This window comes from Gracilibacillus dipsosauri, from assembly GCF_003176895.1.
GTDB classification, from domain to species: Bacteria; Bacillota; Bacilli; order Bacillales; family Amphibacillaceae; genus Gracilibacillus; species Gracilibacillus dipsosauri.
This window is the reverse complement of record NZ_QGTD01000005.1, coordinates 190,900-209,745: the sequence shown is the minus strand read 5'-3', so window position 1 is coordinate 209,745 and position 18,846 is coordinate 190,900. Positions and strand designations below refer to the sequence as shown.

Here is an 18,846-nt window from a genome sequence, read left to right as displayed (position 1 = left end):
ACGCTCACCTAATAGAGGAAAATGACGCAACTAGTAAGCTGAAATTCAAATTAAAGGAGATTTATAGGCATGAAAATAGGGTTAAGCTCATATAGCTTGTTTGCTACTTTGAAATCTGGCGAAATGACTATTCTTGATGTAATGGAATGGATCGCAGAACAAGGGGGAGAACATGTTGAATTAGTACCTAATTTGGGTTTTACATTAGAAGATCAAACTCAAATAGAGAAGGTCCGCAATAAGGCAAAAGAACTTGGTCTAGATATATCCAATTATGCGATTGGTGCGAATTTTCTACAACCTAATAAAGAAAGTTATCAAGCAGAAATGAACCGTGTGAAAAAAGAGGTAGATATTGCACATCAACTAGGTGTTAAACTGATGCGTCATGATATTGCTTGGAGACCGATTCCCGAAACATCCATTGCAAATTTCGAAGCAGATTTACCAATGCTTGTGGAGGCTTGTCAAGAAATTGCTAATTATGCAAGCCAATACGGCATAACTACAAGTATTGAAAATCATGGTTATTATGTGCAAGCTAGTGATCGAGTTCAAACTGTTCTTCACCATGTAAACCGTGCGAATTTTAAAACGACTTTAGATGTTGGTAATTTCTTGTGTGCCGATGAAAATCCTGTTACAGCTGTTAAGAAAAATATACGTTATGCCTCAATGGTGCATATAAAAGATTTTTATCATCGTCCTGCCCATCTATATCCAGGAGAAGGGTGGCTAGAGACTATTTCTGGAGATTATCTACGCGGTGCCATAGTGGGTCATGGTGACATTCCGATGAGAGAAGTTCTAAGAGTAATAAAAGATAATGGATATGACGGATATCTATCTGTCGAGTTTGAAGGTATGGAGGATAGCAGGCGGGCATCAAAGCTTAGCCTAGACAATCTTCGAAGAATGTGGAACGAAATATAAAGGAGGATTTTAACATGAAAATAGGTATCATTGGAGCTGGATCAATCTCTGAAAGTCACTTAGAGTCATATCATCATCATCCAGAAGTGGAGATTTTTGCAATTTGTGATCTGAATAAAAAAAGGGCCAATGAAAAAGCAAATAAGTATCAAGCAACACATGTATACACAGATTATCTTCAATTGCTAGCAAATAAAGATATTGAAGCAGTAAGCATATGTACATGGAACAATACACATGCTGAAATAGCTATTGCTTCCTTACAATCAGGGAAGCACGTTCTAGTAGAAAAGCCTCTCTGTAAAACAGTAGAAGAAGCATTGAAAGTGGAGGAGGCCGTTAAAAGTAGCGGTAAAATTTTACAAGTAGGCTTTGTGCGCAGATATGCGACAAACACCAAAATTGTTAAAAAATTTGTCGATGGCGGGGATTTAGGTGAAATTTATTATGCAAAAGCTTCATGTTTACGAAGATTGGGAAATCCAGGTGGTTGGTTTGCTGATAAAGAACGTTCAGGAGGCGGCCCACTAATAGACTTAGGTGTACATGTTATTGATATATGTTGGTACTTAATGGGTAAGCCAAAAGTGAAGTCAGTTAGTGGAAATACATATAGTAAGCTTGGTAACCGCTCAAATGTTGAAAATTTATCATTTTATCAAGCGGCAGATTATGATCCAAGTAAAAATACTGTTGAAGATTTAGCAAATGCTATTATTCGTTTTGAAAATGGAGCATCTCTAATGGTAGATGTTAGTTTTACTCTTCACGCCAAAGAAGATATGATTACTGTAAATCTCTATGGAGAAAACGGAGGAATCGAACTAGAGCCAGAACTACATGTAATTACAGAGAGATATAATACTATTTTAAATGCCGCTCCACAAATAGACAATAAATCCTTTGACTTTGTGCAGGCCTTTCAAAATGAAATTGATCATTTTATTGCAAGTGTAAAAGGTGAAACACAAACTTTTAGCCCTGTGGAAGATGGTGTTGAAATAATGAAGATACTTTGTGGTATTTATGAATCGAGTGAAAAAGGAATCGAAGTCCAGTTTTAAATTAGATTAAAAAAACCTTGTATCATTTGTTTGGTACAAGGTCTTATTTAATTTTTTTGTTAATAAATGCTTATCATTGGATAGCTTCAGTATTCTACAATATATGGACATTTCTCATAAAGTAGAAAAAGTGACTCACCTAAGGTTAGCAATTTTCTTATAAGGAAGGATAATTTAACGATGAACAAGTATCGATTTTTAAAGTTATTTTACTTTTGTTTTTCTCTTGGTACTGGTGCATTTCAATTTTTAAATTTATTCTACGTCGATTTCGGATTAAACTCTGTGGAAATTAGTGTATTATTTGCGGTTGGCCCGATGGTAATGGTCGTTGCACAACCGTTATGGGGCATGTTAACCGATTATCTTAATTCCCCTAAAATAACATTATTGATTATGATTTTAGGTGCAGCAACAACTGCCTTGTGGTTTCCTATTACTATAAATTTTGAACATTTACTCATTTTAAATATTATTTATTTCTTTTTTCATAGTGCTATTCCGCCGATTGCAGATGTGACAGCAATATCAATAATTGGAAGTAGAAAAGATTTTGGAAAGATTCGTCTGTGGGGATCCATAGGATACGCAGTAGGGGTGGTGGCGATTGGAAGATTGCTAGACATTTTTGGTTTAGATATTATGTTTGTTTTACATAGTAGTTTAATTGTTTTTGCTCTAATCCTTGCACTTCAATTACCGGTTCAGACAGCTAAAAAAAAGCAGTTTCATTTAAAGAAGGTTATTCGTTTATTTTATAATCCAGCATTTTCTCTATTTCTAATCTTCAGCTTTTTTTTACACTTGCCAGTTCATGCAAATAACTCCTTTTATGCCGTATACTTACAGGATTTAGGTGCATCGATTAGTTTAGTTGGTATCGCTCTCTTAATTAAATCCATTTTAGAAGTCCCATTTTTCTCTATGTCAAAAAAACTAATGAGTGTTTTTACTTTTCCTATATTGTTAACATCAGTAGCTTTTTTTTATGGCCTACGTTGGCTTGTACTAGGTATAAGCGACAATCTAGATACATTAGTATGGTCACAAATCTTACTAAGTCTATCATATAGCATTCATTATTTTGTTGCTGTCGCTTATGTTGATGAGCTGACACCTATTAAATACCGAGCAACTGGTCAAACAATTTATTGGGCAGTGGCACTCGGTTTAGCCGGAATAATAGGGAATTTAATAGCTGGGTGGTTATTACGTTTTATCGAAATAAATCAGATGTATCAGTTAGCGACAGCAGTTTCCTTTACCTCTATTTTCCTATTATGGATAAAACGGAAGACGAAGCAGGAAGACTGACAAGCGTCATTCAATGTACGTCTCCTCTAGCTAAGAGTTTATCAATATGAATCACTTGATTAAAGAGGTAAGGTTTATTGATGATAAATAATAGAGAATATATTCTTTTGACGAAAACATAAAAGAAAGTAATATAATAAGGAACTGTATTTAATTGGAAATTCATAAAGAATCACTATAATTTAATGTTTTTATGTCTAATTTTATTGGTTTTTCATACTAAGGTTTTCTAATATAATGATATATAAAATAAATTTATAGGAGCATTTTAAGTATGAGGTAATCCCTTTTAACCATATTGCTTAATAAATGAAACATGCCATCAGACATCGTAGGAACTTTTTTTAAAAATGCACTATTTTTTTGTAAAAAAAAGAAACCGGTTTCTTCAAGGAGGGTTTTAAATGAATCGTTTAGCTATTATTCAATCGACTAAATATTCACTTGAACAAAGATTAAAAACTTTAATGGAAGCGTTGACTTTAGATGAAAAAATTACCCTTTTAAGCACCTCGCAAAGTGCTGTACCAAGGTTAGGCATAAAAGAATATGCGGTTGGAGGGGAAGCAGCGCACGGAGTAGTAGATAGGGAAGGTAGTAAAACTAGTGTTTTTCCGCAGCCAATCGGATTGTCCCAAACCTGGAATAAACAACTTCTGTATCAGGTTGGAAGTATGATCGGGGATGAGGCAAGAATTTTTTATCAATTAAAGAATGAGAAGACAGGATTAACCTTGTGGGCACCAACGATAGACATGGAAAGAGACCCTAGATGGGGAAGAACAGAGGAAGCTTATGGTGAGGATCCTCATTTAACCGGAGAGCTTTCAAAAGAATTGATTAAAGGGATGCAAGGTGAAGATCCTTTCTATGTCAAGCTTGTTGCAGCTCCTAAGCATTTTTATGGCAATAATAATGAGGTCGGAAGAGAATCCACCTCTAATAGCATTGATCTAAGAAACCGAAGAGAATATTACTTAAAAGCATTTGAACCTGCCTTTAAAGAAGGTAAGGCATTATCAATGATGACAGCTTATAATGGTGTCAATGGTATCCCATGCATGCAAATAAATGAAATCGAGGAAATCGTTCGAAAGGAATGGGGCATGGATGGATTTATCGTCAGTGATGGTGGAGCACTAACATTAAATGTCGAAGAATATAAATATTATCCTACCTATGAGGAAGCTCTTGCCGATGCACTAAAAAAAGGAATCGATTGTTTTGTTGATCGCAAAAAAGTGGTCGAGGATGCTGCGAAAAGAGCACTAGACAAGCAGCTTATTCAACCTGAAGATATCGACAGAGCTGTAAATCGTATATTAAAAGTTCGTTTTCGTTTAGGCCACTTTGATGAAAACAATCACAAAAACCCTTACAGCAGTGTTGATCTAGACAAAATGTGTAGTGTGGAACATCAGAAGCTGGTTAGAGAGGCAACAGATGAATCCATTGTTCTTTTGACAAATAACCAATCATTACTACCACTATCAAAAGAGATTAAAGATATAGCTATCATTGGTCCAACCGCAAATCATATTTATCGAGATTGGTATACTGGCTATCCTCCTTATACCATTACACCACTAGCAGGAATTCAAAACTACTTGCCAGATACCAAAATTTCTTTTTGTGATGGGTTTGACCGGGTTATATGGCGAACAAAAGGTGGAAAAACGTTAACAATTAATGAAAAGAAAGAATGGATGGCATTAGGAAAAAATGAACCGAAAAAAGCGATGATAGTAGATGAAGATTGGGGTGGAAATTGGCATTTATTTAAGAGTCCAGTAACAGGTAAATATTTAACACTGCACGAGTCTGCTGATTCCTTTATAGCTACAAAAGAAGAGGTTTTTGATTGGTTTAACCGAGAAAAAGTAAAAGTTAATCTTAAGACGAATGCATACTACCAATTAGAAAGCTGGAATGGAGAAAATATATCCATTGATAAAGAAGGTCGTGTCAATACTTCTGAGCAAGATCCCTCGCAATTTGAGCGTATCGTTATTGAGAATGGTATTGATCAGGCTGTAGAGATGGCAAAAAATAGTGAGGTTGCAGTTGTCTGTGTAGGAAATCATCCAATGATAAATGGCAAAGAAACAGAAGATCGGAAAAATATTAATTTAGCAGATTATCAACAGGAATTGATTCGTGCAGTTTATCAAGCAAACCCTAACATGATTCTTGTCGTGATTAGTAGTTATCCTTATGCTTTAAATTGGGAAAAAGAGCATATACCTGCCATTATCTATAGTTCGCATGGCTCTCAGGAATTAGGAAACAGCTTAGCAGCTACACTTTTCGGTGAAAATAATCCATCAGGAAAGCTGAGCATGACCTGGTACAAGAATAATGATCTGCTTCCATCCATTTTGAATTATGATATTCGAAAAGGGAAAAGTACGTATCAGTATGCGGAAGACAATGTATTATTTCCGTTTGGCCATGGCTTACACTATGCTGAAGTTTCTTATCATAATCTCCAGACTGAACCAGCCATCATATCAAATGATCAACCTATAAAACTATCCTTTACAATTAGGAATGAAAGTAATATACCAGTTAAAGAGGTTGTGCAAATATATGTCCGTTTTACGGAAACCTATTACGAAAGACCAAATAAATTACTCGTTGGATTTGAAAAAGTAGTTCTTTTACCCAAAGAAGAAAAAAGTATGACGATATCGATACATTCGGATCAATTACATGTCTTTGATGTTAGGAAAGAACAATACATACTTGAAAAAGGCTTTGTTCAATTTTTAGTAGGTTCATCCAGTGAAGAGCTTTTTATTAGATCTGATCTATACCCTATGAAAGGCGAGGAAATAACGGGAAGATCGCTTGATGGCCTCACTCCTACCGAGAATTATGATGCATACGACAACGTTTATTTAACAAAAGGCGAAGAGGAGAAACCTTGTGTAACAACGGATAACGAGGGGTGGATCATGTTCAGAAATGTGGAAGCGAGCGATAACAATCAGATAACAATCCGCGCTAAAGGTAGTGGTGTATTAAAAATATATGATAACGAGAAAATGCTAGAGCCTCTATGTTCGAAAGAAATCGATACGAAGACATGGAACGATGTCAATTGTGTATTGAAACCATGGCAAGATAAGAAGGACATTTATCTATGGATAGAAAAATTAAAATTACAATCTATTCAATGGAAGAGAGGCTGAGAAATGATGAAGCATATTCTACCACGAAAAGGTATTTGGACGGAAACCCCAGCCCAGAAATGGGAGGATGCGCTAGTAAGTGGTAACGGAAGCCATGGTGTCATGGTTTTTGGAGATCCAATAAAGGATACGATTGTTGGCAATCATTGTAGACTATACTTACCTCAAGGAAATAGTGATCAGCTGCCAGAAATGGCACCATATCTAGATAAAGTACGTGAAATAATCCGAACAAAAGGGTATGAAGAGGCCATTGCCTATTATTATCGAAAGTCTACAGAATTAGGCTATGAAGGATTGACGATGAGTGATCCTTACCATCCTGGTTTTCATTTATTTATCGAGACAGATCATCACAATTATTCCCGATATAGGCGAAGTATCGATTATGAAACTGGTGAATTGCAAGTTTCCTATCAAGTTAATCATCAGAGCTATCGTCGGAAAACGTTCGTATCCCAAACGAATAATGCTATTATTCATGAATTAAGTCCAGGAAATTATCATATTTCTTTAAAGCAATATGTGGATAAAAAAATGAAACAGCGAACAGTCATAGAAGAAAATGTCATTCATGCACAATTTGATTATGAGTATAGTGATGCTGGATATGATGTTTGGATCCAAGTAATTGGTGCGGATAAGCTAATCACTAGTCATGAAGCAATCAATATTTGTGCCACTTCACCTACAATACTCGTCATGAAAATTATACCATATGATATAGAGAGCAAGAGATCAGTTTTTTCCAAAATGATAGAGAATGGTATAACTTATACTAAGCTTTTTCAGAAACATTGTGACATTCATCGAGATAGATTTGAGCGGGTGGAGCTAAGTCTAACAACTGATCACGAAAGGTTGAGATCAATTGATGATATCGTATTAGAAGCTAAAAGAAACAAATCGATTTCACCAGTGTTGTTAGAAAAAATGTATGATGCAGGAAGGTATATGTATATATGTAGTGCCGGTGAATTAACTCCTAACCTACAAGGAATCTGGACAGGAACCTTTGAGCCTGCCTGGAGTGGGGATTTCACTTTTGATACCAATGTAGAGTTATCCATTGCAGCAGCTTTATCTAGTCATCAACTTGAGGGTATGCAAGGTTACTTTCGCTTAATAAAAGAACTCATCCCAGAGTTTAGAGAAAATGCTAAAAAATATTATGGAGCAAGAGGGGTGATGGCTGCCATTCATGCTAGTAACAGTGGTAAGCACCTTCATTGGAATGAGGATTGGCCATTACATTTTTGGACCTGTGGAGCAGGCTGGCTCGCCCATTGGTACTTCCAATATTATCGGTTTACTGGGGACAAAATCTTTCTAAAAGAAGAAGCGATACCGTTTTTAAAGGAAATTGTATTATTCTATGAGGATTTCTTAATCGAGGACGAGGATGGCACCTATCGATTTACCCCTTCCTATTCTGCTGAAAATGGATGCGCGGATAATGCAACACAGGATATAGCTGTAGCCAAGGAAGTGTTAACAAATTTAATGATAGCACATGATATTTTATCAATGGACTCACCAGAGCGCACTAAGTGGCAACAAATGCTACAAAAATTACCTGCCTATCAAATCAATGAAGATGGTGCTTTAAAGGAATGGTTAACTCCAGGAAAAGAAGAGAACTACAACCATCGGCATTTTTCTCATCTTTACCCTGTCTTTCAAAGCAGAGAATTTAATGAAATTACAGATCCGAAGATGTGGAGTGCAGCCAAAATAGCTTTTGATAAGAGGTTAGAAGCATGGCTTTTAAATAAAGAAGCAGATACGTCCTCGACACATGGTCGTATGCATTCTGCTCTTTGTGCGACGCAATTTCATATGCCAGATCTTGTGGAAGAGGTCTTCCATTTGCTCGTAAAAAATAATTGCTTCTATACCTCTTTAATGATGTCACACTATAATGATCAAGAGGTGTTTAATGTAGATGGCAATGGGGCGTTACCTCAAGTGGTTCATGAAATGCTCGTTGACTATAGCCATCATCGCTTAACACTATTAGGTGCTTTACCTAATTCATTGAAACAGGGAGAGATTCGTGGCATTCGACTTCCGGAACAAATGCAGGTTACTTTTTTAAAGTGGGATCTTACTAAGAAAAATATAGCTATGGAGCTTTTAAGTGAGATTGAACAAACATTGGAAATCTATTTGCCTCTTTATTCAGAAGCAGATGTGTCGGAAAAGAGGTTCACTTTATATCCCAATCAACCAAAAAGCTTGGTAATACAATTATAAAAGGAGCCGATCAGTCAGATGTATCATGATAAATTAGACAAATTTCCTGAAGGGTTTTTATGGGGAGCGGCATCAGCAGCATATCAAATCGAAGGAGGATGGGATGTAGATGGAAAAGGTCCTTCCATCTGGGATCAATTTACGAAGATACCAGGGAAAACCTTCCAAGGAACAAATGGAGATATAGCAGTAGATCATTATCATCGTTACAAAGAAGATGTTCGTTTAATGGCAGAAATGGGATTGAAGGCCTACCGTTTTTCTGTTGCATGGAGTCGAATTCTTCCAAGTGGTAAAGGGGAGGTAAATGAAAAAGGGTTACTATTCTATGAAAATCTCATTGATGAACTTAAGAGATATGACATTGAGCCTGTTTTGACATTATATCATTGGGATATTCCACAAGCCTTACAGGACGAATACCAAGGCTGGGAATCGAGAGAAGTGATAGACGATTTTGATCATTATGCTAGAATTTTATTTGAAAGATTTAAAGATAAGGTAAAATATTGGGTAAGCTTTAATGAACAAAACGTATTTACAGCACTTGGTTACCGCTGGGAAGCACATCCACCAAATATCGCTGATGTGAAGCGAATGTTTGAAGCAAATCATATTATTAATCTAGCAAATGCAAAGGCCATTAACAGTTTTCATGAATTAGTTCCAAATGGTATGATTGGACCAAGCTTTGGCTATGGACCCATGTACAGCCTTGATTGTGAACCGAATAATGTGTTAGCAGCACTGAATGGGGAAGAATTTCAAAATCACTGGTGGTTAGATGTCTATGTAAATGGTAAATATCCTAAAGTGACTTTTAAGCAACTAGAAAAATTAGGAGTAGCACCATCCATCAAAGATGGTGACTTGGAGCTGCTGCAATCTGCTAAACCAGATTTTCTTGGTGTAAATTATTATCATGGAGGTACGGTAAGGGCAAATGAGATTGAATTCCCTCTTCAAGAAAGTGAGGCAGATTTGGAAAAAGATTTTCAAGCAACCGATCCTTATCTCATGCAGCCAAAAGAAGAGCAAGCACAAAGTCCTGAAAAAAGGATGTTTGCCAATGTGTCGAATCCTCATTTAGAAAAAACGAAATGGGGATGGGAAATCGATCCGATTGGTATTCGAATTGCTTTAAGAAGACTACAAAATCGCTATCATTTACCAATGATGGTGACGGAAAATGGCTTAGGTGCTTATGATCATCTAACAGAGCAGCGTACCATTGAGGATGACTACCGAATTAATTACCTAAAGGAACATATTGTAGAAATTCAAAAAGCATTGACAGATGGAGTAGAATTACTCGGCTATTGCGCATGGTCCTTTACCGATCTTTTAAGCTGGTTAAACGGTTATCAAAAAAGATATGGCTTTGTCTACATTGATCGGGATGAACAAGATGAAAAGGAATTAGAAAGAATTCCGAAAAAAAGCTATTACTGGTATAAAAAACTGATTGAAACAAATGGTAACTTGGTAGACTAATTTCTAAGTTAGCCAGCCACAGATGGTGCAATCTCCAAAGTAATTGATGCTCCATACGATACTTAGACTATTAGCGTCTGTTAGTCCACAGCTATTGGAACAACTTCTTCTGCATAAGGATATTACAGATGCTTTTTTTGTTCCTCTTTTAAAAGCGTTTGCACCATGAATAGGATATTTATTGCTTCATTAGAGGGGAAGTAGTGAAAAGATTTTACAGAATTGTTCTGAGATAACTCTTAACTAGAGAATGTGGGATCCAAGCTATAAACGCCAGAATGAGCAAACTGCCGGCCTAAAATGACGTTTATCCAAGCAATAAACGCCAGAATGAGCAAATGCGAGGTCAAAATGACGTTTATCCAAGCTATAAACGTCAGAATGGGCAAACTGCCGGCCCAAAATGACATTTATCCAAGCTACACCAGAATGAGCAAATGCGAGGTCAAAATGACGTTTATCCAAGCTATAAACGTCAGAATGGGCAAACTGCCGGCCCAAAATGACATTTATCCAAGCTATAAACGCCATTTCTAGCAAAATCCTGAACTAATTTGTACGTAATCCAAATCGAGAGTGGCAAAAAAACGAAAGAAGAGAAGGGGGATTGTTTTTGAAAAAACTACTTAAGGTGAAGTACAAGCTATTAGGAATTTTCATTTTGGTGACTGCAATCCCCATTCTTCTTGTTGGTGCTTATTTGAATTTTGGAACAAGGGAAATCGTTTTGTCCAATACGATGAGTGAAGTAGAGGCAAATGCAGATAAAATGGAGATGCGCTTAAAATCAATCATCAAGCGTGTGATCAATATATCTGATTTAATCTATATCAATCAAGACTTAAAAACATTTCTAGCTGGTCAGTATGACTCTCCACTTGAAGTGTATAATGCCTATAATCAATATCCAGTTTTTGATGATTATTTAACCTATTATGAAGAAATCGAAAAAATCCAATTTTTTATGAAAAAGGATATCATTACTGATTCTCATTTTATTTATGCGAATAAGGTCATCCAAAATCAACACTGGTATCAAAATGCATTAATGAAGCGTGGGAGACTGACATGGTTATATATGCAGGATCATTGGACAAGCAAGAAATACTTAGCGCTCACAAGAACGGTTTTTGATCATGAGAATCAACCTTTAGGTGTATTAGTTATTTATATATCCCCCGATATATTAAAATCTGTAGTAGAAGGTGTTTCCTATAATACCTTTATTACACTTGATAATAAAAGGATCGTGTATAATCAAAATATTGCCTTACTTGGTAGACACGCTAATTTTTATCAGAACAGAAATGCAGATATTGGTAATTATGTAATGGACAAAACGATTAATGAGGAAACAGTGAAGATTAATGTTCATAGTTTTCGACCAGAGAAATCACTAGATAATACGATTCAAATAGCAACACAAGTTCCAATTGACGGCATTATTCATGAACCGAATACTATTTTTACACGAGGCTTTCTCATTAGTTTGGGTGCACTTTCTATTTCACTAATACTCATTGGCTTTTTTACGAATAGTTTTCATAAAAGAATTCAGCAATTACGAAGGGCCATGTTCCAAGTAGCAAAAGGAAACTTCCATATTACACAGGAAATGAAGGGTCATGATGAAATAAAAGAAGTGTACAAGGATTTACAAACCACATCCAAAAGTGTGCAAAAAATAATTGATGAAGTTTATATTCATAAGATTAAAGAAGAGACTTGGAAGCGCAAACAAAAAGAGATGGATTTTAAGATGCTCGCAAGTCAAATCAATCCACATTTTCTTTATAATACATTAGAAATGATACGAATGAAGGCTATATTGAATAAAGATCCTGAGGTAGCAAAAGTAATAAAAATGCTCAGCAAAATGATGCGCTCTTCCCTAAAGCGAACTGATCAATCGATCCCATTGAGTGAAGAGGTTGCTTTAATTGAAAACTATTTAGAAATTCAGAAGCTACGATTTGGGGAACACTTATCCTATAAAATGGAGATAGATGAGAATATCCTTTCTTATAAAATAACACCATTATTGATTCAACCATTAGTCGAAAATGCGATCATTCATGGTTTAGAAATGAAGGAAGAGCCAGGGATGTTACGAATTCGCATCCAAGAAGATGGGGACGATATTCTTGTAGAAGTAAATGACAACGGGGTAGGTATGTCTTTAGAAAAGTTAAATGAATTAAATAATAGAATGAAAGATCAAGACTATCAATCAAATGGGAATAGTATTGGGTTACACAATGTCCATCAACGAATTAGCTTACTATATGGTGACAAATATGGCATTAGGATGGACAGTGTTGAAGGAAGCGGAACGACAATGTCGATGAATTTACCTAAGCAGAAGAACTAAACAATCGACTTTGAAAGGGAGGTAATTCACCTATGTTAAAAGTACTCTTTGTTGACGATGAACCATTAATTCGTGAAGGCTTATGCTCAATTATTGATTGGAAGTCGTATGGTTATCGAATAGTTGGAACTGCTAAAAATGGAAGAGAAGGATTGGAATTAATTAGACAGCAAAACCCAGATCTCGTCTTTGTGGATATTAAGATGCCAGGAATTAGTGGAATTAATATGGTGGCCCGTGCAAAGGCATTTGGAAATACTGCTAAATATGTCGTATTGTCGGGATACTCTGACTTTACCTTTGCACAGGAATCGATCCGTTTAGGAGTGGAATCCTATTTGTTAAAGCCAGTAGACGAAAATGAATTAATCCCATTAATCCAAAAAATAAAAGAAAAATGTATCGAAGAACGTAAGCTGGATTCCCAACTACTTCACTATGAAAAAATGGTGGAGAAGCAGGAATGGAAGGATCTATTAGTAGGAAAACTAGACACATTAAGTCAGAGGCTTTTATTCACTTATGAAAATGATACCTTTCATTTAGCAAATATAATTGCAAGTAAACCAATTGATTGGGAAAACATACAGAATAAGCTATTGTCTATGGAGGACTATCAGACAAAAATCTTACAGATGGAACAGAGTATTTGCATTCTATTCATTAATTATGATCGATCCACAATAAAGAGTTATTTGGAAAAGGCTAGAATGAAAATAAAATCGATTGCAAGGGATACTAAGATACAACTAGTAGAAAAAACATTCTCCCTATTAGATTTATCTACAGGTTATCAGTCCTTACGTCATTTGGAAGATTTTCGATTTAGTTATGACGATACCATTATTTTTACAGATAGAATCATTCATTCTAGAGAAAATAGACCAAAAGCAGCGCAGAATTGGGATGATAAAATATCACAAGTACTTGAATTTGAGAACTTTTTAAAGCTAGATCATTTGTTGGACGAAATCAAGGAATACTATCAACGACATGTGGTTAAAAAGGAAAATATTCTCGTCGAATTAATCGAGCTGGTGAAAAATGTCTATAATCGCCTTAGCAAAACTAATCCTGATGTAAAAGAAATAAAGCTTGACGAATGGATGGAACAAATCTACCAATCTCCTAATTTAATCATGTTATTAGATTGTCTTAAGCAAAGATTTATTCAATTGTCGACAAAGGTTAACGGATTTGTTGGAAATATTGATGATCCTGTCAAAAAAATCATCCAATATATCGAGCAATATTATGATAAGGAACTCAATTTGAAATTGATGGCAGAGCTATTTAAATATAATCCGTCTTATTTAGGAAAAAAATTTAAAAATTATACAGGGGATTATTTTCATATATATTTAGACAAAGTACGGATGCAAAAGGCACAACAATTACTAGAAGAAAGAAAGCTAAAGGTTTATGAAGTGTCAGAAATGGTTGGCTATCATAATATTGATTATTTTTATAAAAAGTTCAAAAAATATATTGGCATTAGTCCAAAGGAATTTCAAAAAAGAGCGATAGAATTACAGGAAAGACATGAATAGAATGGGGGAATGGAAATGGGGATAGATCGACCGCTTTATGTTGCATTACAATATATTTATTATTTTTTGATGACAAATATCTATTTTATGCTTGCAAATATTCTTTTTTTGGTGATATTTTTATTTGTCGAATTAACATTGGATAATATTCTATTATTTTATTTGGCGCTATTACCAGCCGGGCCTGCCTTTGCTGCACTTTTTGCGTCAATGGGCAAGTTAGTTCGAGAGAAAGAAATCAGTCCGACAAAGGATTTTTGGAGCTATTATAAGAAGAACTTCATGATTGGTACGAAGTACTGGCTGTTAAAATGGACGATCCTCGTTATTCTATTGTTAGATTTGCGTTATACAGGCTTTAATATCCAGGTTTTAACACCGATTATCTTTATTTTAATTATTGTCGCATTACTCATTTTATTATATGCCTTTCCTATATTAACAAGGTTTGAAGTGAAAATAAAAAATTTATGGCTTGTCGCGATATATGCCAATTTTAAATTTTTTAAAACAACATTATTAAATCTATCTACCTTTGTATCATTAGGTGTTATCTATTACTTTGCACCTAGTATTACGATTTGGTTTTGTATGAGTATTGCTACCTTTTTTATTATGTTTAATATGCGTAAGCCATTTGAAGTAATGGAATTAGAAATGTCAAATGAGAACAAGGAGCGTAAGGATGAAAAAGCATAAATTTATCATTTGGTTAGTACTAGGTATCATTGCCATTGTCGCCCTACTTTTTATCATTTCAAATCAGACCGATTCCGAGAAGAATGATAACAAAAATGTGGCTATCGTGAAAGATTTTAAGGAGATTACGAGTATTAAAGTATTAGCAGACAAAAAAGTGGAGTTAAAGAAGGAAAGTGATCAATGGAGATTACAGGGGGTGGGACGTGAACAAAATAATGAAAAGGTTTCTCATTTTGTGGAAACAATGCAAGGATTACAAGGAGTCGAAGCAAATGTTAAACCAAATGAGGTAAGTTTGCAATTTCCAGAGGTTACTGTCGTATTTGCGGATGAGGATGGAGACAAACAACGTGTATCAGTTGGTCAGACGAATGTAAATGGGGATAAATATTATATTGAACATCATGAAACAGAAACGATTTATCTAGTGGATCGAACGGATATTGAAACCATTCCATTAAATGTAAATAGCTTGTTAGATAATCAAATTATTAGCATCAATGCCAAAGAATTAGAGAAGATTGATATTGAGAATGGAACGGAAATTATCCAGCTTCGTAATGACTCCCCTTTTACGGAACGCGAGTCACTTGCCCATATTAGCGGATGGTATATGTATCAGCCATATAAAAGTGTATATAGTGTAGCCTTTTCGAAAATGGAAGCAATCCTGGGTGGACTCGAAGGCTTAACTAAAACTCAAGTTGTGGAGGATGCAACAAAGCTCGGAAAAACAGATTTTAAAATTACCTTTCAAGCAAAGGACCAATCAGAAACATTGCTTATCGGGGAGCCTGCTGCCAATCAGCAATACTATGCTAAATTGGAAGGGGAGGACGAAGTATTTACTGTGACAACGGAAGCTTTAGAGCCATATAGTCATCCTTCCTTTGATTTAATTGATCATTTTGTTCATATTCTCCCATTAAATGCAGTGAAAGAATTAAAAATTCAATCAAACGAATACCATTGGACGGTTTTGGGGGAACACAAGAGATCAGAGGACGAAGAAGAAACAGAGTCGTCCTTTATAATAAATGATAAGCCAATACGTTTAATAGATTGGAGAGAGGCATATCAAACCTTAGCAGGACTAACTTTTGATGAAGTTGTGGAAGATTTGCCTCAAGAGATGGAGCGGGAATTAATGATTCAATATACAGCTGATACGGATCAGGAACAAGACCCAACTTACTCCTTGGAATTTTTATCGATGGATGATAAATATTTTGCGCTAAACAAAAATAATGAAGGGATCGATTTTATTATTGAGAAAGATAAGGTTTATCAGGCATTAGAGGCACTGGCCAATGTTCTACCATAACTTAAACTGAGGTTTCAAGAAGAGGAGTTGATTTTAGCAACAGCTTCTCTTTTTTTACGCTAGGAAAGTATAAATTTTTTTCAGGAAGTATTGCGACGAAGTGAAAATTTTGATGTCTAAAGTATTAGAAAAGCTAACACATCGGTTAATGGACGAGTGAATGCGAGTTTTTCTAACAGAGCATTGCTATCCATATCTAAAAATTACCTATAAAACTCGATCACCTCTCCTTTTTACAGGATTTATCACTAATTTATACGGTATATGGAGAAAGCGGTTTCCATTATAATTATAGGGAAGCGCTTACAGATACCGATGATTTCTCTAATCATGGAATAATTGTTGCAGGTCAAAGCCATCTATCATCGATTAAGAGATGATTATATCAATGCAACTGTTCTAACCCTGCTTGTTTATCGATTTTTACAGAAATTTAATTTAAAGGGACTGACTTTAAGCGCAGTCAATGGCCTAAGGTATTAATTTTATAATTAATATATAAAAATATCCAAAAATGGAGGGGTTAATATGGCTAAAAAGCTATCAAAATGGTTGCATGCAGTGCTTATTCTATTTACTTTGATCGCACTTGCAGCATGCAGTGATGGCGAAACTTCAAAAGAGGCTGAAAATGAAGAAGAGGGTTCCTCAGATGAACCAATAACTTTAACATTCTTCAATGCTGATGGAGGAGAAGAAAAAACGTTTGACGATCCAGTTGCCAAAAAAATAACAGAAGAAACTGGTATCAAATTAGAAATGGATTACCCAGTTGGAGGAAACGATGAGGCTATTCCTTTGATGATAGCAAGTGGGGAGTATCCTGATCTTATTTTTGCCAAAGGCGATATTGGAAAATTGATCGAAGCTGGTGGTGTTATTAAGCTTGATGATTTGATCGAAGAAAAAGGTGAAAACTTAAAAGCGATGTATGGCGATCAATTAGATCGACTACGTAATTCATTAGATGACCCAAGTATCTATACAGTTGGTACTTATGGTGTAGAAAATGCTTATTGGTCTACAAGTGGAACCTTCCAAATTCAATTAGATGTCTTGCGTGAGTTAGGCTATCCCAAGATCCGGACACTAGAAGACTTTGAAGCGGCACTAACGGAATATTATGAAAAGTACCCGGAAATCGATGGGCAAAAAACCATTCCACTATCTTTACTAGGGAGTGACTGGCGTTGGTTAATTACAGTCGGGGATCCAGCTGGTTTTGCGGCAGGATTTGCAGGAGATGGTCAATGGGTAGTAGATGAGGAAGCAGGAGAGGCAACTTATAAATTCCTTCGTCCAGAATTAAAAGAATATTTTAAATGGTTAAATAGTATGAATGCAAAAGGGTTGCTTGACCCGGAATCATTTACACACACATATGACACGTATATTTCTAAGTTATCTTCAGGACGAGTATTAAGCATTGCAGACCAAGACTGGAATTTTACTGATGCTGATAAGGCTTTAGTAGCAGATGGGAAAGAGTGGAGAACGTATGCACCACTACCAGTGACTATCAGTGAAGAATACACATCTAAATCTTTGAAAAATTATGGCTTCGCTGGTGGTTGGGGAATAGCAATCTCTTCAACTAGTGAGTATCAAGAAGAGGCATTTGAATTTCTAGATTGGATGGCATCGGAAGAGGCACAGATTCTTGTGAATTGGGGGATTGAAGGCGAACACTATGACATTGTTGATGGTAAACGAGTTATGCAAGAAGAGGATCGCGAAAGAATGAACAGTGACGCTGATTATTCTAAAGAAACAGGTGTTGGTTACTATGTCTATCCATTTCCGCAATGGGGTAATGGTGCGGTAGATTCAAGTGGGCAGCCTATCACTCCTAACTCTGAAGAACAGACAATTGCTAACTTCAATAGTGCAGAAAAAGAAGCTCTAAAAGAGTATGAAATGGAAAACTGGGTTGACTGGTTCCCACAAACAGAAGATTTAGGAATTTCGAAACATGGTCAGGCATTCAATTATAGTATTCCTGCTGGAAGTGAGCTTCAAATTATTCAACAAAAAGCCGATGATTTAACAGAACAACGTATTACACAAGCTATCTTAGGAGACCCTGCAAACTTTGATCAGGCATGGGATGATATGATTACTGAATTAGAAGCAATGAACATAGAAAAGGCAAATGAATTAATGAGTCAAAAAGTAAAAGATACGATGGAACTTTGGGGTACGAACGAATAAAAAGTATCAGGTAGAGCTTGATTCCGATTTTTCTGGATTCAGGCTCTCTCTATTCGAATTTGTATTTTATGTCTTAATCTCTTCCTTAAGTATTTTAGTCAACATCTAATAATTGCCTATAAAATTCGATCACCTCTTCTTTTTACTAGGTTTTATCACTAGTTTATACGGTATATGGGGAAAGCGGTTTCCGTTATAATATTATATAAGTAAGAAGCGCTTACATAGATTAAGGATTTCTTTAATCATGATAATTAGGTTTTCAGGTAAGGAGAGAAAAATATGAGTCAAGCAAATAATGCGTCAAACACACAGCCTGAAGCTGCTACTTCTGTAGGAGAACAAATTCAGCTTGGAACGGGAACAGGATTAAGAAAGAAGAAGAAACCTTCTGCAGGACCAGACCAAAAAAGCTTTTGGAAAAGGGCAAGTA

11 protein-coding genes are annotated in these 18,846 nt (G+C 35.7%); all 11 read left to right on the top strand.

Annotated features, from left to right (window positions below):
• Window positions 1–69: 69 nt before the first annotated feature.
• The 11 genes from DLJ74_RS05070 (at window position 70) to DLJ74_RS05015 (ending at window position 18,413) form a co-directional block, all read left to right on the top strand.
• The gene (locus tag DLJ74_RS05070) at window positions 70–933 is read left to right on the top strand and encodes a sugar phosphate isomerase/epimerase family protein (protein WP_109983603.1); all 864 of its coding nucleotides are present in this window, start codon (window positions 70–72) and stop codon (window positions 931–933) included.
• Between the two features lie 14 nt (window positions 934–947).
• Complete coding sequence (locus DLJ74_RS05065) at window positions 948–1,997, top strand: Gfo/Idh/MocA family protein (protein WP_109983602.1); 1,050 nt, start codon at window positions 948–950, stop codon at window positions 1,995–1,997.
• A gap of 180 nt (window positions 1,998–2,177) precedes the next feature.
• Window positions 2,178–3,311: an MFS transporter gene (locus DLJ74_RS05060; RefSeq protein WP_109983601.1), complete on the top strand. Its 1,134-nt coding sequence runs from the start codon at window positions 2,178–2,180 to the stop codon at window positions 3,309–3,311.
• 404 nt (window positions 3,312–3,715) lie between these two features.
• Window positions 3,716–6,505 (top strand): beta-glucosidase, encoded by a 2,790-nt coding sequence (locus tag DLJ74_RS05055; RefSeq protein ID WP_109983600.1) that lies wholly within the window; start codon window positions 3,716–3,718, stop codon window positions 6,503–6,505.
• 3 nt (window positions 6,506–6,508) lie between these two features.
• Entirely contained in the window at window positions 6,509–8,761 is a 2,253-nt protein-coding gene (locus tag DLJ74_RS05050; protein WP_245902259.1) for a glycosyl hydrolase family 95 catalytic domain-containing protein, read from the top strand.
• An 18-nt stretch (window positions 8,762–8,779) separates the two neighbouring features.
• Window positions 8,780–10,255 (top strand): glycoside hydrolase family 1 protein, encoded by a 1,476-nt coding sequence (locus DLJ74_RS05045; RefSeq protein WP_109983599.1) that lies wholly within the window; start codon window positions 8,780–8,782, stop codon window positions 10,253–10,255.
• 613 nt (window positions 10,256–10,868) lie between these two features.
• Window positions 10,869–12,626, top strand: a complete 1,758-nt coding sequence (locus tag DLJ74_RS05035) for a sensor histidine kinase (RefSeq protein WP_245902258.1) — start codon at window positions 10,869–10,871, stop codon at window positions 12,624–12,626.
• A gap of 32 nt (window positions 12,627–12,658) precedes the next feature.
• Entirely contained in the window at window positions 12,659–14,176 is a 1,518-nt protein-coding gene (locus DLJ74_RS05030) for a response regulator (RefSeq protein ID WP_109983596.1), read from the top strand.
• Window positions 14,177–14,191: 15 nt separating this feature from the next.
• The gene (locus DLJ74_RS05025; RefSeq protein ID WP_245902257.1) at window positions 14,192–14,875 is read left to right on the top strand and encodes a YesL family protein; all 684 of its coding nucleotides are present in this window, start codon (window positions 14,192–14,194) and stop codon (window positions 14,873–14,875) included.
• On the top strand, window positions 14,862–16,202 hold the full coding sequence (locus DLJ74_RS05020; protein WP_181397433.1) for a DUF4340 domain-containing protein: 1,341 nt from the start codon (window positions 14,862–14,864) through the stop codon (window positions 16,200–16,202). Before DLJ74_RS05025 ends, DLJ74_RS05020 begins: the two co-directional genes overlap by 14 nt.
• A gap of 528 nt (window positions 16,203–16,730) precedes the next feature.
• Entirely contained in the window at window positions 16,731–18,413 is a 1,683-nt protein-coding gene (locus DLJ74_RS05015; RefSeq protein ID WP_109983593.1) for an ABC transporter substrate-binding protein, read from the top strand.
• Window positions 18,414–18,846 lie beyond the last annotated feature (433 nt).